This window comes from Gardnerella sp. c12Ub_1 (assembly GCF_055804375.1).
The window spans coordinates 712,466-728,112 of record NZ_JANUZC010000001.1 but is presented as its reverse complement, the minus strand read 5'-3'; the positions used below and the strand labels follow the sequence as shown (position 1 = coordinate 728,112).

The 15,647-nt window shown below is 43.4% G+C and carries 12 protein-coding genes and 2 tRNA genes; 13 read left to right on the top strand and 1 reads right to left on the bottom strand.

The annotated features are described in order from the left end of the window. The first annotated feature begins 9 nt into the window (after positions 1-9). The 9 genes from murD (at position 10) to tuf (ending at position 11,795) form a co-directional block, all read left to right on the top strand. A complete protein-coding gene (gene murD / locus NYP65_RS02925; RefSeq protein ID WP_473410588.1) occupies positions 10-1,578 on the top strand; it encodes a UDP-N-acetylmuramoyl-L-alanine--D-glutamate ligase in 1,569 nt (522 codons plus the stop codon). Further along, positions 1,571-2,914: an FtsW/RodA/SpoVE family cell cycle protein gene (locus NYP65_RS02920; protein ID WP_473410587.1), complete on the top strand. Its 1,344-nt coding sequence runs from the start codon at positions 1,571-1,573 to the stop codon at positions 2,912-2,914. Before murD ends, NYP65_RS02920 begins: the two co-directional genes overlap by 8 nt. A 205-nt stretch (positions 2,915-3,119) precedes the next feature. After that, positions 3,120-4,328 carry a UDP-N-acetylglucosamine--N-acetylmuramyl-(pentapeptide) pyrophosphoryl-undecaprenol N-acetylglucosamine transferase gene (locus NYP65_RS02915; RefSeq protein WP_032843026.1) on the top strand — a complete coding sequence of 403 codons (1,209 nt, stop codon included), beginning with the start codon at positions 3,120-3,122 and terminating at the stop codon, positions 4,326-4,328. Between the two features lie 2 nt (positions 4,329-4,330). Then, positions 4,331-5,839: a UDP-N-acetylmuramate--L-alanine ligase gene (murC, locus tag NYP65_RS02910; protein WP_473410586.1), complete on the top strand. Its 1,509-nt coding sequence runs from the start codon at positions 4,331-4,333 to the stop codon at positions 5,837-5,839. Positions 5,840-5,955: 116 nt separating this feature from the next. Further along, complete coding sequence (locus NYP65_RS02905; RefSeq protein ID WP_473410778.1) at positions 5,956-7,122, top strand: cell division protein FtsQ/DivIB; 1,167 nt, start codon at positions 5,956-5,958, stop codon at positions 7,120-7,122. 285 nt (positions 7,123-7,407) lie between these two features. After that, positions 7,408-7,779 carry a 30S ribosomal protein S12 gene (gene rpsL, locus NYP65_RS02900; RefSeq protein WP_003813881.1) on the top strand — a complete coding sequence of 124 codons (372 nt, stop codon included), beginning with the start codon at positions 7,408-7,410 and terminating at the stop codon, positions 7,777-7,779. Between the two features lie 3 nt (positions 7,780-7,782). Next, positions 7,783-8,253, top strand: a complete 471-nt coding sequence (rpsG, locus tag NYP65_RS02895) for a 30S ribosomal protein S7 (RefSeq protein WP_004127577.1) — start codon at positions 7,783-7,785, stop codon at positions 8,251-8,253. 42 nt (positions 8,254-8,295) lie between these two features. Beyond that, positions 8,296-10,425 carry an elongation factor G gene (fusA, locus tag NYP65_RS02890; protein ID WP_004130136.1) on the top strand — a complete coding sequence of 710 codons (2,130 nt, stop codon included), beginning with the start codon at positions 8,296-8,298 and terminating at the stop codon, positions 10,423-10,425. 170 nt (positions 10,426-10,595) lie between these two features. Beyond that, complete coding sequence (tuf, locus tag NYP65_RS02885) at positions 10,596-11,795, top strand: elongation factor Tu (RefSeq protein ID WP_065189551.1); 1,200 nt, start codon at positions 10,596-10,598, stop codon at positions 11,793-11,795. Between the two features lie 385 nt (positions 11,796-12,180). Here the strand turns inward: tuf and NYP65_RS02880 are convergent. Continuing rightward, positions 12,181-12,254: transfer RNA gene (locus tag NYP65_RS02880), tRNA-Lys, on the bottom strand. Positions 12,255-12,398: 144 nt separating this feature from the next. Between NYP65_RS02880 and xseA the strand changes: the two genes are divergently transcribed. The 4 genes from xseA to NYP65_RS02860 all read left to right on the top strand — a co-directional run bounded on the left by xseA (position 12,399) and on the right by NYP65_RS02860 (position 15,607). Then, positions 12,399-13,760, top strand: a complete 1,362-nt coding sequence (xseA, locus tag NYP65_RS02875) for an exodeoxyribonuclease VII large subunit (RefSeq protein WP_473410585.1) — start codon at positions 12,399-12,401, stop codon at positions 13,758-13,760. A gap of 83 nt (positions 13,761-13,843) precedes the next feature. After that, the gene (locus NYP65_RS02870) at positions 13,844-14,152 is read left to right on the top strand and encodes an exodeoxyribonuclease VII small subunit (RefSeq protein ID WP_473410584.1); all 309 of its coding nucleotides are present in this window, start codon (positions 13,844-13,846) and stop codon (positions 14,150-14,152) included. A 117-nt stretch (positions 14,153-14,269) separates the two neighbouring features. Further along, positions 14,270-14,342, top strand: a tRNA-Arg gene (locus NYP65_RS02865). 179 nt (positions 14,343-14,521) lie between these two features. Beyond that, positions 14,522-15,607 carry an Abi family protein gene (locus NYP65_RS02860; protein ID WP_473410777.1) on the top strand — a complete coding sequence of 362 codons (1,086 nt, stop codon included), beginning with the start codon at positions 14,522-14,524 and terminating at the stop codon, positions 15,605-15,607. Positions 15,608-15,647 lie beyond the last annotated feature (40 nt).

The window sequence follows — 15,647 nt, the reverse complement described above, 5'->3', positions numbered from 1 at the left end:
GGTGATTATATGAGCAATGTTGCAAATGATTTGTGCAAGGAGTTCTCTTTACACAATGAGTTCCCGTTCCATAACGTTCTTGTAGCAGGATTAGGTGTTTCTGGCATAGGAGCTATGGAAGTGCTTAAAACTGTTGGCGCTAATGCGACTAGCGCAGACGAACGCAAAGAGGAAGCACAAATCCACGATTTTTCTAAAATCGATTGGAACGCGATTGATGCCGTTGTAACATCGCCAGTTTTTAACCCTAGAACGCCTTTTATTCTAGAGGCTCAAAAGCGCAATATTCCAGTTATCAGCGAAGTGGAGCTTGCGTGGCTTGTGCGCGTAAAGTCGCTTAAAACAAGTCTTCCAGCTGCATGGATTGGAATTACGGGAACGAATGGCAAAACATCTACAACAGAGATGACTTCCGATATGCTTACAGCTTGCGGTCTAGATGCTCCTGCAGTTGGCAACATTGGCAAGTCTGTTTCTTACGCTGCGCTAGAAAAAGAACACGACGCGTTATGTGTTGAATTAAGCTCTTTCCAACTTCATTTTACTAATTCCTTAGAGTTGGATTGCGCTGCGATTACTAATATTGCGGCTGACCATTTGGATTGGCACGGCGGCATTGGAGCTTATGCAAAAGATAAGTCGAAAGTTTTTAATGGTGTTAAAAAAGCGCTTGTGTACAATGCTCAAGATTCACGAGTTAGCGAATTAGCAAAAAATGCACAAGTCAAAGATGGTTGTAAAAAAATCGGTTTTACGCTCAGCGCTCCAAAATGCGGAGAAATAGGCGTTGAAAATGGCTGGATTGTAGACAAAAGTGGCGTTGCTGGCGCAAAAATTGGCGAGCCAGTTAAAATAGTAGCGCTAAAAGAACTAAAACATTTATGCGAGCCAGATGGAAGCGTGTATCCTCATCTTCTTGCAGACGCACTAACTGCACTATCTTTAACTCTTGGCTTAAAACAAGACGTTGAAAATGCAGTTAAAGCATTGTGCAACTTTGCTCCAGGAGGGCATAGGATTCAAACTGTTGCAACTCTAAAAGCTAAAGATAGTCTTCCAGAACACTCGATTCGTTTTGTGGACGATTCAAAAGCTACTAACGCTCACGCTGCTGCCGCTTCTATTTCTAGTTTTGGCAAAAAATCCGTAATTTTGATTGCTGGAGGCCTTGCAAAAGGCGGTCATTTTGAAGATTTAGTTAATCAAAATCGTAGTATTATTAAGGCTGTTGTTGTTATTGGACTAGATCAAAAGCCGATTGTAGAAGCGCTTAATTCTAAAGGCCAGGGTATTCCTGTAACAATAGTTTCTGCGAATGGCGAAGGTTTCGAATCTTTTGATTCTGTAGATGATCGCGTTCTTAAAGAGGTTGAGAACTCGCCAGTTCTTAGCGCGGATTCTACTTTGGGTCAAAAAGTTATTTCTACAGCTGTTCAAGCTGCTGGAAGGTACGCGCAGCCTGGAGATGTTGTTCTTCTGGCACCAGCATGCGCTTCTATGGATCAATTTGTTTCTTACGCAGATCGTGGCAATCGTTTTGCTAAAGAATCTGAGCGATGGGTTAAGAGCCATGAATGAGAACAATAAAAAAGCTAGCTCATCAAGTTCTAGAAGCCCTAAAAAGCTTAAAAAACGCGGTTTTGGCATTTTTGGCAGTAAAGTGGAGTCTTCAAATAATGCTTTTGGCGTTAAAGAAACATTTAGTGATAATACAAAGGCTTTTAAGCAATACGTTGGTATTCGCAGTATTTTTAACCCATTGTGGTGTCTTTTTGGACTAAGAATATCTGTTGTAATATTAACCGTTTTTGGCTTATTTATGGTGTTTTCAAGCTCGTCGGTAACGATGATTACTTACGGAGCTGGCCCTTGGGGTTCTGGAATGAGCCAACTGTTTTATTGCGTTATTGGTCTTGCTGGATATTTGATTTTTTCGCATCTTCCTGTTGATTTTTATAAAAGCAGGATTATTACCATTTACGCAATATCGGTTTTTATGCAATTTTTGACTTTTGTTCCAGGTATTAGGCACGAGGTTAATGGTAATGCTAGCTGGATTAAAATAGGCCCGCTTACAATGCAACCAGCAGAAATCACCAAACTTGCTATATGCATTTGGCTACCAATGGCACTTATTCTTGCAAAAAAGGCTTATAAGCGTGTTGCTATGCGCGCATATATTCCAACAGTTGCAGCTTTGGGTGTTTCGGTTCTTTTAGTTGTTGCAGGCAAGGATCTTGGTACAGCTCTTATTATTTTGCTTATTGCTGTTGTGGCATTTTATGTGGGAGGATTCCCTACAAAATGGCTTGTTGTGGCCCTTATAACGGCTTGTGCAGCGGTTTTATTGCTTGTTGTAACTAGCCAAAATCGTATGCGTCGTATTCTTGCTACGATTCATGGATGCGATGCAAAGTCAATTAGAGGCGTTTGTTTTCAGTCGATTCATGCGCAATACGCAATGGCGTCTGGTGGAATAATGGGAGTTGGCATAGGTAATTCTAGAGAAAAGTGGAATTATTTGCCGTATGCTCACAACGATTTTATTTTTGCAATCATTGGCGAAGAGATGGGCTTTATTGTTGCTTCTTGCGTAATCCTTCTTTACATTGTAATTGGATGGTGCTTGCTAACTTCTGCCTTGCAATCAACAAATAAGCTTGTTTCAATATCTCTTATTAGCATTGCTACTTGGATTGTTGGCCAAGGACTAATAAACATTTTGGTTGTTGTTCAGATTTTGCCAGTTATGGGCGTTCCTATGCCATTTGTTTCCGCAGGTGGATCTTCTCTTGTTATGTGTCTTCTTGCGATGGGTGTTGCGGATAGTTTTATTAAGAGCAATCCGAACATAAAATTTGGGAATAAATGGTCATTAAAGCGTGCAAAATCGCGGCAGCAAAGTGGTGATTAATCAGCTCAATAATAAACAAGTGTTAATCAAAAACAAGTGTTAATCAAAATTGGGAAAGTATTATAAAATTATAAAATCCGCTTTTCGTAAAAATTTTGTTTAATTTATATTTAATTGTTAAGTCATATATTAAAGTTTTAAGTAGATTAGTTCTGATTGGGATTTCTGATTGGGATTATTAAATAAGCAGATTGTAGGTGGCGAATTGGCGCAAGATCAATATAAAGATAGCAATTCTTTGCATGTTGTTCTAGCAGGCGGGGGCACTGCTGGTCACGTTAATCCTCTTCTTTCTGTAGCGCATGCATTAAAAGATTTAGATGAGTCGGTAGAAATCAGTGTTATTGGCACTAATGCTGGTTTAGAAAAAACGCTAGTTCCTAAGTCTGGTCTGCCATTAGACGTTATTGAAAAAGTTCCATTCCCTAGAAAACCTAATTTGTACATGCTTAAGTTTCCTTTTAAGTGGATTCGCGAAACGCGCAAGGTTGCTAAGATTCTTGAGCAAAGGCATGCGAATATTGTTGTTGGATTTGGCGGTTACGCGTCTGCTCCAGTTTATGCACAAGCGCATAAAATGCATTTGCCTATTGTGATTCATGAGCAAAATGCGCGCGCTGGAATGGCAAATAAGCTTGGCGCGCGTTGGGCAAGCATGATTGGGTGCGTTTACGATGGCACTGGTTTAGTCGCAAAGGCGGCGTCGAATAGCAAAGCTATAAGAGTTGGTCTTCCTCTTAGAAAATCCATATCCGATTTATGCGCAAAGATTACTCAAGACATTGATTTAGCTAGATTTGAAGGCGCTAAAAATCTTGGACTAGACCCTAGCAGGCCGATTATTCTTGTAACTGGCGGGTCTTTGGGTGCTAAAAGCATTAATGAAGCTGTTTCTATTGCTGCTGGCGATTTACTAAAATGCGCGCAAATCATTCATCTTACAGGTAGCGGAAAATCTAAAGAAGTTAAAGATAATGTTGAGCGTTCGGCTGGTCTTAATCAAATAAACGACATTAAGCCAGAGCATGCAGGCCTTGGTGATTACCATATTTGTGAATATTTAGAGCGAATTGATTGGGCTTTTGCTTGCGCGGACTTGGTTATTTGCCGATCGGGCGCTGGAACTGTTGCAGAAGTTTCTGCGATTGGCGTTCCTGCAATCTACGTGCCGCTTCCAATTGGAAACGGTGAGCAGCGATTTAACGCACAACCTGTTGCAAACGCAGGGGGGGCGATTATTGTAAACGATTGCGATTTTAGCGATGATTGGATTCGCGCAAACGTGTTGAAATTGCTTAATAACCCAGACGAGCTTTGCAAGATGCGCGAAAAGGCTTGGAAATACGGCATTCGTAATGCTGCAAGAGTAATGGCAGAGCATATTCTTAAGATTGCAAAAGAAAGCAAAAAATAATCATGGAAATTAATATGAATCCTATTTGTGCTGCTTTTAGTAAAGATCAAACTGTAAATTCTTTAGGTTCTGTGCATTTTATTGGCATTGGCGGCGCTGGAATGAGCGTTTTAGCAGAGATGTTGCACGAAGAAGGCGTTAGTGTAAGCGGATGCGATAGTAAAGAAAGCGACCACACAAGTCGCTTAGAAGAACTCGGCATAAATGTGCAAATTGGTCAAAGTGCAAGCCATGTAAAAAATGCAGATATTCTTGTGTACTCTAGCGCGATTAAGCCAAATAATCCAGAAGTAGTGGCGGCTGCGCAAAATGGCGTAAAACTTGTTCACAGAAGTGACATTTTATCTTTACTTTTAAGCTCTAAAAAAGGTGTGACTGTTGCGGGAGCGCATGGTAAGACTACAACAAGCTCTCTTTTGGCTCATATTTTGAAAGTTTGTGGTAAAGGCGATTTAGCAGACCCGAGTTATGCGATTGGCGGTTCGATTCAAGCGCAGGGCGGCGGCGAAGTTGACGGAGGTCATGCTGGTTGCGGAAGTGTTATGGTTGCGGAGGCGGACGAATCAGACGGCAGCTTTGAAAAATACAATCCATATATTGCAATTGTTACAAACGTAGAAGCGGACCACCTAGACCATTATGGAAATGCGCAAAATTATCGCGCAGCGTTTGTTGAGCATTTAAGCCATGCTCTAGGATTTGTTGTGATTTGTGCAGATGATGATGGCGCTCGCGCTGTTTTAGAGGATTTAAGCGATGATTCTCTTAAAAAAACAATCGCCTACGCAAGTAGTAAGAATAGTGTTTCTTGCTTAAGTAATAGAGTAAAAAGCCTTGTAAAGTTTGCGTTTATTAATCACGAAAGCGAACAGACGGGTAGTGGCAGTGAGTCGTTTGCTATTGACTTTAACGGCGATTCTATAAGCGTTAATCTTATGATTCCAGGCTTACATAATGCTAGAAACGCGTGTGCTGCGATTATTGCAGCAACACTTTTGGGCATGAATCCTAAAGATGCAGCAGATGGAGCTTCGAGCTTCCTTGGTGCTTCTAGAAGATTTGACATTCGCGGATGCGTTGGCGGAGTAACGGTTGTAGACGATTACGCGCATCATCCTACAGAAATCGACGCTCTTTTGCGCGCTGCAAGAAGAAGGTATCCAGATTCTACGATTCGCGTGCTTTTCCAGCCACATCTGTTTTCTAGAACGCGCTCTTTTGCGCGCGAATTTGCTTCTGCTTTATCTCTTGCAGATGACGTAATCGTAACAGGCATTTTCCCAGCTCGAGAAAAGCAGGAAGATTTTCCAAATATTCACGCTTCGACTATTGTTAACGCAGCTAAAGAATGTGCGCTTAATTGCAATATTGAAGCTGTAGAAGACATGAAGGATGGTGCTTTGCTTCTTGCTCGCCGAGCTAATAGTGGAGATGTACTTTTTACGGTTGGTGCTGGAAGCATTACCACTATGACGTCTGTTATGCTAGAAGAGTTACGCTTAAAGCAATAAGCTAAATGGGCAATAATAGTCGGCAAACAAGCGATAATAAGCAATCTGTAAAGTCGCAAATAAAGTCGCAAATAAAGTCGCGTATAGATGCAAGTGGAAGTAGGTGAGTGATAGCTATGGGTCGAATGATTTTTGGCAAGTCTTCCAGCAATGATGAATCCAATGAGCCTAATAATCCTAATGAATCTGCTAGCTCTATTAAGCATACTAGGTCTATTACATCCACTTTTGCTACGACTGATAATTTCCCTAAGTCTTCTAATTTTTCTAAGTCTACTAATCTTGATGCGCATAGAAGGTCAATTCAATCCAATCTAAACTCACAAGATTCTACAAGATTAGCTAAAAGTGATTTATCTAATAGCAAAAAAGCGACTACGAGTAGCTCGTTAGAAAATCAATCTTCTAAAAATGCTTTTGTAGATGCAAGAAGACTTTCCGTAGTTGATTTTGTAAAGCAAACGTTAAAGTCTAGTTCTGGTCCTCTTGGAATTACATCTAGACCTAAAGTAATAGATTTTAGCGCTCGCGAAAAAGAAAAGAATTTTGCTAAAATACGTACCATTTTGCTGCGATTTGCCTACGCTTTTCTTGCGTTTGCGTTAATCGCTTTGCTTTGCTGGATGCTATTTTTATCTCCATTCTTCCGTCTTGATTCTAAAAATATACACATTTTTGGATCTAACGAATGGGTGAGCGAACAGAAAATCGCGTCAATTGCGTCTAATCAAGTAGATAAGTCGCTGTTTTTGGTTTCTTCTCAGCAAATAATTGAGCAATTAAACAACATACCTGGCGTAACAGAAACAAAGGTTGTAAAGCAATTCCCGCACGGTTTGCAAATAACTGTTCGTGCGCAAAAACCTGCTGCAATGCTTAAAGCAAAAGATGGCGAAAAACTTACTGCTGTAGATGTTAAGGGTAGAGTCTTAAACGCTGTTCAAAACGTTTCTACGAGCGGAATACCAGTTATAGAAGTTAGCGACGTTAGTAAAAGTCTAAACAGCAGGGCTGTTAAGGAAGCGTTGAAAATTGTAAGCTCGCTTTCTCAAGATTTTAGGTCTCACGTTATCCGTGTTAGTGCAAAAACGCAGGATTCTGTTGAAACAGAAGTTTCTTACCCTGGCCCAAGCGGAGAAGTTCATAGGATTGTTGTTTGGGGCGATTCTTCGGATTTGGAGCTTAAAAAGGCGATTGTGGAAACGATTATTAGCGATCCAAGTAAAATCGGCAATCGTCAGCTTTTGGATGTTTCTGCTCCTGCAAGGCCGATTCTTAAGTAGTTTGCTTGAGTAGCTCCAGTGCATAGTTGCTTAAATGGTTTTTAATTGTCAAGCAAATGTGTATAATAGTACTTTGTGTGTGCCAACGGCGTGCCTTATGTAATAGGCGTGCTGGTTGGGATATCCCAAGTGCCAAAGATAGCGCGCAGTAATGTGCGTCTGGAGGCGCAAGGGCCATCGGGCCGGTGGACTGTGGCTTTTCTCTTTAACCGATTCAGGTTTAAGGTGTGCTGCAGTGCTGCGGTTTCACCAAATAGAAGACATTAATGAATCGGAGAACTTAAGTTGCCTACGATTGAACAACTCGTCCGTAAGGGACGTCAGGCCAAGCCTAAGAAGTCAAAGACTTTGGCCTTGAAAGGTAGCCCGTTGCGTCGTGGCGTGTGCACTCGTGTGTACACAACCACTCCTAAGAAGCCAAACTCTGCGCTTCGTAAGGTTGCTCGTGTGCGCCTCAGCTCGGGTATTGAAGTAACCGCCTATATTCCAGGCGAAGGTCACAACTTGCAGGAGCACTCCATTGTGCTTGTGCGCGGTGGCCGTGTGAAGGATCTCCCAGGTGTGCGTTACCACATCGTGCGTGGCGCTCTCGATACCCAGGGTGTTAAGGACCGCAAGCAGGGTCGTTCCCTGTATGGAGCAAAGAAGGCGAAGTAAAACATGTCACGTAAAGGACCTGCAAAAAAGCATCAGCTGCTTCCTGATCCAATCTACGGCTCGACCGTCGTGGCTCAGTTGATTAACAAAATTCTTCTCGATGGCAAGAAGTCCATCGCAGAAAACATCGTCTACACCGCTCTTGAGCAGGTGAAGGCAAAGACCGAGCAGGAGCCAGTTTCTGTTTTGAAGCGCGCTCTCGATAACATTCGTCCAAGCCTCGAGGTTCGTTCCCGCCGCGTTGGTGGCGCAACCTACCAGGTTCCAGTCGAAGTTAAGCCTGCTCGTGCAAACACCTTGTCGTTGCGCTGGCTTACCGACTTCTCTCGCGTTCGTCGTGAGAAGACTATGGCTGAGCGTTTGGCTAACGAAATTCTCGATGCCTCCAATGGCTTGGGTGCTTCTGTAAAGCGCCGCGAGGATACCCACAAGATGGCAGAAGCAAACAAGGCTTTTGCTCACTATCGCTGGTAATCCACAAGATAATCGGTATCTTAAAGAGCTAAGGATAATAATATGGCACAAGATGTGCTTAACGACCTTAATATGGTTCGTAACATCGGCATCATGGCGCACATCGATGCTGGTAAGACTACTACCACCGAGCGTATTCTTTACTACACTGGTAAGAATTACAAGATTGGTGAAACTCACGATGGCGCTTCTACCATGGACTTTATGGCGCAGGAGCAGGAACGCGGTATTACTATTCAGTCTGCTGCAACCACTTGCTTCTGGCAGCGTCAAACCCATGACACAGATGACCGCTATCAAATCAACATCATCGATACACCAGGACACGTTGACTTTACCGCCGAGGTAGAGCGTTCTTTGCGTGTTCTCGACGGTGCTGTTGCAGTGTTCGACGGTAAGGAAGGCGTGGAGCCTCAGTCTGAAACCGTTTGGCGTCAGGCAGATAAGTATAGCGTTCCACGTATTTGCTTCATCAACAAGATGGATAAGTTGGGCGCAGACTTCTACTATTCTGTTAAGACAATTAAGGAAAAGCTTGGCGCTAAGCCACTCGTTATTCAGCTTCCAATCGGCGCTGAAAACGACTTCCTTGGTGTTGTTGACTTGATTCGTATGAAGGCTTACGTTTGGAATGACGTTAAGGACGATATGGGTGCTCATTACGACACCGTTGACATTCCTGCCGACTTGCAAGAGCGTGCAGAAGAATATCGTGCCGAGCTTATGGATCAGGTTGCAGAAGCCGACGAAGAGTTGCTTGAGAAGTATCTTGAATCGGGAGAGCTTTCCGAAGAAGAGATTCGCATGGGTATTCGCAAGCTTACTATTGCTCGCGAAGCCTTCCCAGTAACTTGCGGTTCTGCATTTAAGGATAAGGGCGTTCAGCCAATGCTGGATGCTGTTGTTGACTTCCTTCCAAGCCCAGAAGATGTTCCATCTATTAAGGGCTTTGATCCAAGCGACGAATCCGTTGAGATTGATCGTAAGCCAGTAAATACAGATCCATTTGCTGCATTGGTCTTTAAGATTTCCACTCATCCGTTCTACGGCAAGCTTGTGTTCGTGCGCGTGTACTCTGGCGAAGTTAAGCCAGGCGACTCCGTGTACGATTCCACTAAGTCCAAGAAGGAACGCGTTGGTAAGATCTTCCAGATGCACGCAGATAAGGAAAATCCTGTAGATTCTGCAGAAGCTGGAAACATTTACACCTTCGTTGGTTTGAAGAACGTTAGCACGGGTGACACCTTGTGCGACGAAAAGAGCCCAATTTCCTTGGAATCCATGACATTCCCAGATCCTGTTATCGAGGTTGCTGTGGAGCCAAAGACGAAGGCAGATCAGGAAAAGATGAGCTTGGCTTTGGCTAAGCTTTCCGACGAAGATCCTACCTTCCAGGTTAAGACCGACGAAGAATCTGGTCAGACTTTGATTTCTGGTATGGGCGAGCTTCAGCTCGACATTATTGTGGATCGTATGCGCCGCGAGTTCAAGGTTGAAGCGAATGTTGGTAAGCCACAGGTTGCTTATCGCGAAACCATTCGCAAGGCTGTTATGAACCAGGAATACACCCACAAGAAGCAGACCGGTGGTTCTGGTCAGTTCGCAAAGGTTTTGATGAACTTCGAGCCAATCGATCCAGAATCTGGCGAAGTCTATCAGTTTGTTAACGAGGTCACTGGTGGCCACATTACTAAGGAATTCATTCCTTCCATCGACGCAGGTGTGCAGGAAGCTATGGAATCTGGCGTTTTGGCAGGCTTCCCAGTGGTTGGCGTTAAGGCAACCGTTACCGACGGTCAGACTCACGACGTTGATTCTTCGGAAATGGCCTTCAAGATTGCAGGTTCCATGTGCTTCAAGGAAGCTGCTCCTAAGGCTCACCCAGTAATCCTCGAGCCAATTATGGCTGTGGAAGTTCGTACTCCAGAAGAGTACATGGGCGACGTTATGGGCGATTTGAACTCCCGTCGTGGAAATATTCAGTCTATGACCGACGCTACTGGCGTTAAGGTTATTGACGCTAAGGTTCCACTGAGTGAGATGTTCGGTTACATTGGTGATCTTCGTTCCAAGACTCAGGGACGTGCAATGTTCACCATGCAAATGGACTCTTACGCGGAAGTTCCAAAGGCCGTTTCGGACGAGATTATTAAAGCCCAGCGCGGCGAGTAAAAGCGCACGCTACTTCGGTGTTTTGTGTCCCTAGTCAACGCTAAAATTTCGTACGTTGACTGGGTTCTGGCACCGAAGTGGCACCTAACCCAGAAACCCAGTAAATATGTAGCTAGAGGCTTCACATAAGATTGTGAAGCAAACTACGAGACGTCCAGGAGGACAAACACATGGCAAAGGAAAAGTACGAGCGTACTAAGCCGCATGTTAACATTGGTACCATTGGTCACGTTGATCACGGTAAGACTACCTTGACCGCGGCTATTTCTAAGGTGCTTCATGGCGAATATCCAGATCTGAACCCTCAGTATGACTTCGATCAGATCGATGCTGCTCCAGAAGAGAAGGAGCGCGGCATTACCATTAACATCGCCCACATCGAGTATCAGACGGATGCACGCCACTATGCTCACGTGGACGCCCCAGGCCACGCTGATTACGTTAAGAACATGATCACTGGTGCTGCTCAGATGGATGGCGCAATCCTCGTGGTTGCTGCTACCGACGGCCCAATGGCTCAGACCCGTGAACACGTCTTGCTTGCTAAGCAGGTCGGCGTTCCAAAAATTCTTGTTGCTTTGAACAAGTGCGATATGGTTGACGACGAAGAGCTTATCGACCTCGTTGAAGAAGAGGTTCGTGACCTCCTCGAAGAAAACGGCTTCGATCGCGATTGCCCAGTCATCCGTACTTCCGCTTACGGCGCTTTGCATGATGACGCTCCAGACCACGACAAGTGGGTAGAGACCGTCAAGGAACTCATGAAGGCTGTTGACGAGTACATCCCAACCCCAACTCACGATCTTGACAAGCCATTCTTGATGCCAATCGAAGATGTGTTCACCATCTCCGGTCGTGGTACCGTTGTCACCGGTCGTGTTGAGCGTGGTAAGCTCCCAATCAACACCCCAGTTGAGATTGTTGGTTTGCGCGATACCCAGACCACCACCGTCACCTCTATCGAGACCTTCCACAAGCAGATGGATGAGGCCGAGGCTGGCGATAACACTGGTCTTCTTCTCCGTGGTATCAACCGTACCGATGTTGAGCGTGGTCAGGTTGTGGCTGCTCCAGGTTCTGTGACTCCACACACCAAGTTCGAAGGCGAAGTTTACGTCTTGACCAAGGACGAAGGTGGCCGTCACTCGCCATTCTTCTCCAACTACCGTCCACAGTTCTACTTCCGTACCACCGATGTTACTGGCGTTATCACCTTGCCAGACGGCATCGAAATGGTTCAGCCAGGCGATCACGCAACCTTCACTGTTGAGTTGATCCAGGCTATCGCAATGGAAGAGGGCTTGACCTTTGCAGTTCGTGAAGGTGGCCGTACCGTTGGTTCTGGTCGTGTGACCAAGATTCTTGCCTAGTATTTTCTGATTTTCTAATCTGAAGATATTAGCTAAGGCTTAGAAAAGACCCCATGAGGAAACTCGTGGGGTCTTTTGTATTTTCTATTGAAGAATTGCACATAGCTCGTTGTGTGTCGTTTTGTGTGTCGTTTTGTGTGTAGTTTTGTGTGTAGTTTTGTGTGTAGTTTTGTGTGTAGTTTTGTGTTCTTTGAATTTTTATCTTTTTATAATCATCGCAAAATGTTTACTTTTGTGTTTTAAGCGTTATTGTGCAAATGAAGAAAGCGCCTCTAATATTCAGATTTTTGTTGGAATACAGGAAGAAATCATATATGAATCATATTTGTGTAATTAAAAATATAAATACGAAAAAACCCAAGCCGCAAAGCTTGGGTTTTGTTTGTGCCCCCTCAGGGATTCGAACCCTGGACACGCTGATTAAGAGTCAGCTGCTCTAGCCAACTGAGCTAAAGGGGCGTTGGCGTTTTCTTGAGCCGAGTAATAACTATACTCAGAATCGCTTTATTTGCAAGTTACGGCGTGTCGTGTTTTGTGTGCTTTAGGTGCTTGTTGCGAATCTTTTAAACTCTTGTTGTCCATCTTCTAAAAGAAACTTGGTATATGCCTTTGCTAAATATGACGCTTTTTAACCACGATTCTGGCGATTCTAAAAATAACAACGTTAATCAAAATGAAGTTAGCCAGAATAATGCTAGTCAAAATGTTTACGACAGCCAAAGCAGTACTACACAGCGCACGCTACCTTTACGCGCAAGTGAAACAAGTGCTGAAAATCCTTGGCCAGTAAGTGTTATAAGCCAAAAGTTCCATGGTGCTGTAGAAAAGTGGCCTGCGGCTTGGGTAGAAGGTCAGATTGTTGAAATCAACATGCGAAGGTCTACATCTGGCTACATAACGCTTAGAGACAGCAATGAAGACGTTTCAATCTCCATAATGGGCTTTAGTAAGTTTGTTCAGCAAGCTAAAGATTTGCATCAAGGCGATAGGGTAGTTGTTCACGGCAAGGCAGATATTTGGGTAAAAGCAACACGATTGAGCTTTGTTGCCGACGAAATTAGGCGTGTTGGTGCTGGCGACTTAAAAGCGCAAATAGATGAGTTGCGCAAAAAGCTTAAAGGCGAAGGCTTGTTCGACGCGGAAAATAAGGTGCCGCTGCCCGAGTTTCCAAAGTGCATTGGACTGGTGTGTGCGCCTCAAGCTCGAGCCGAGGGAGATGTTATTACAAACGTCAATTTGCGCTGGCCTGTAACGCGTTTTAAGGTGGTTCACGCGCATGTTCAGGGTGTGCAATGTCCATCAGACGTAATTGCGGCCATTAAGCAGTTAGACGCAGACCCAGAGGTTGATGTGATTATTGTTGCGCGCGGTGGCGGCAGCTTTGAGGATTTGATTGGATTTTCGGACGAAGGCGTGGTTCGCGCTACGGCTGCTTGCGTAACTCCGATTGTTTCTGCGATTGGTCACGAAGATGATTGGACGCTTATTGATTTGGCGGCAGATATGCGAGCTTCTACGCCTACAGATGTAGCAAAGCGCGTTGTTCCAGATGTTAACGAGCAATGGCAGTTGATTGATAACGCTTTGCAACACGCGCGCATGAGGATTTCTGCGCGAGTTAGCAACGAGATTCAGCTTATTGAGGGATACGCAAATAGGCCAAGTATTACTCAGCCAACCACTATGCTGGAGCCGCATGAGTTGTTTGTGCAGCAGGCGGTTGAACGCATGAGGCATGGTTTGGTGCGGCTTCTGGACGACGCTAGTTTGACTGTTGAAAAGGCGCATGCCAGTATTACGGCTCTCAGTCCGCAATCAACGCTTAATCGCGGTTACGCGGTTGTGCAAATTAGCGGCGGGAAAGTACTTGACGATTCTAGTCGTGTAAAAACTGGCGATGATATAACAGTTACTCTTAAAAGTGGCTTGATTACAGCTAATGTTACTTCTGTAGAAAAGTCGTAAAGTTATAAAGTTATAAAATTATAAAACTAAAAACGCAAAATCTTAAATAAAAATCTTAAATAAAATATTAGAAAAGGATGATTATGAGTGACGAAATAAAAGACGCAAGTGCAAAAGCTGACGCGATTAGCACGCTTAGCAGCGAAGAGCGAGCTGCGATTAACGCAATGCCTTACGAAGAAGCGCGCGAAAAGCTTGTGCAAGCTGTTAAAGCTCTTGAGGCTGGCGGTTTGACTTTAGATCAGTCTATGCATCAATGGGAACTTGGAGAAGCGCTAGCAAAGCGTGCGCAGGGCTTACTTGCATCGGTTCGCGCTAAGCTTGATGCGGCTCAGGTAGAGCAGTCAGCTACAGCTGCGACGGCTGGAACACAGTCGAATCTTGAATCGTGAATCTTGAGCGCGTTATAGCGCGTAAACCACGCCATGGTGTATAATTGCCATTTGTTGCTTTGCAAGAAGCGTGCGCATGTTTCGTTTTGCGTGTTGCGCGCTGCAATCAACTAAACTGCCTCGGTAGCTCAGTGGATAGAGCACCACTCTCCTAAAGTGGGTGTCGTCAGTTCGATTCTGATTCGGGGCACTTTTTGTGTATAGCTATATTTAGTTGTGTGCTATATATAGTTTGTTTATTTTTTGACAAATATTAGTTTCTTTTGTAGAATAGATACGTGGTGAAGCCAGGCTGTGTCTGGTTCGCGAAGAGCCAATCAAGTGATTGATTGGCTCTTCGTGCATCTAATGGCGGGGGATTTGGTGGGAATGATGGTGATTTATAAGCCTTTTACTACTATCAAGCAACAAATAAAATTGCTTAAGTCTAGAGGAGTAGTGTTTTCTGATGAGCTTAAAGCTATGGAAATACTTGAAAGAGAAGGTTACTATAGCGTTGTGAATGGGTATAAAAATCCATTTCTTGAATCAAAAAATTCGAATAAATATGTTCAAGGAACAAAGTTTGAACACATTTATTATCTTTTTAAATTTGATCGCGAACTTCGTGGTATTATTTTTGCGGCTACAACTAGAACAGAAGCATTGTTAAGGTCATCATGTTCATATTGTTTTAGCCAGATTCACGATAATGAAGTCAATGCTTACCTTAATGAAGCTAATTATGAAGATCCAAAGGAATCGCGCGGTTTAGTTAGAGCATTTAATCGAATTATAGAAAATAATACGTCAAATAATAAAAAATTAAATCTAGGGAAAGAATACATACGGCATTGTATCAATAATCACGATGGTCAGGTTCCATTATGGGTTTTATCTAATGACCTAACTTTCGGACAGATATTCTGGTTTTACAAAGTTCAAACTAGATGCATGAGAGGTTTGGTTGCTAGGGAATATACTGAACTTTATAATTCTTCACACTGTTCTCAAAAAGATATTACGTCAATAAAAATTGATTCTACTTATAGAAGAATTAAAGAGTTCAGAAATATTTGTGCGCATGATGAACGTTTGTATTGTGCTAGACCACATAGTTTCAATGCAACAGTTTTTCAGCTTATTAAAGATTTCGACTTATTCTTAGACACTAACTATTATCTAGAGTTTTTAGAGAAGATTGAGAAATTACTAAGTGCGCTTTGCGTTGAAGTGCCAAGTTGTTCCAAAAATGTTATTGAATGCATTGGAATGTCTAGTATTAATGAATTTTATGATTGGAAAAATAAAATTAAAGAAAATATTACCTTGAATAGTAACTTGTCTGTTCCCAACGAAGCAACTCTTAAAGCCATGAATCACGCTAATCAAATTATAGATGGCAAAATTTCTGAAGACGGCATTGTTTTTAGCAATGCTAATGAAGCTAAAGCATTTTTGGATAATATGTCATGAAAATGTCATGAAAATTATTCGCGAGTCGCGAAATCCTTCC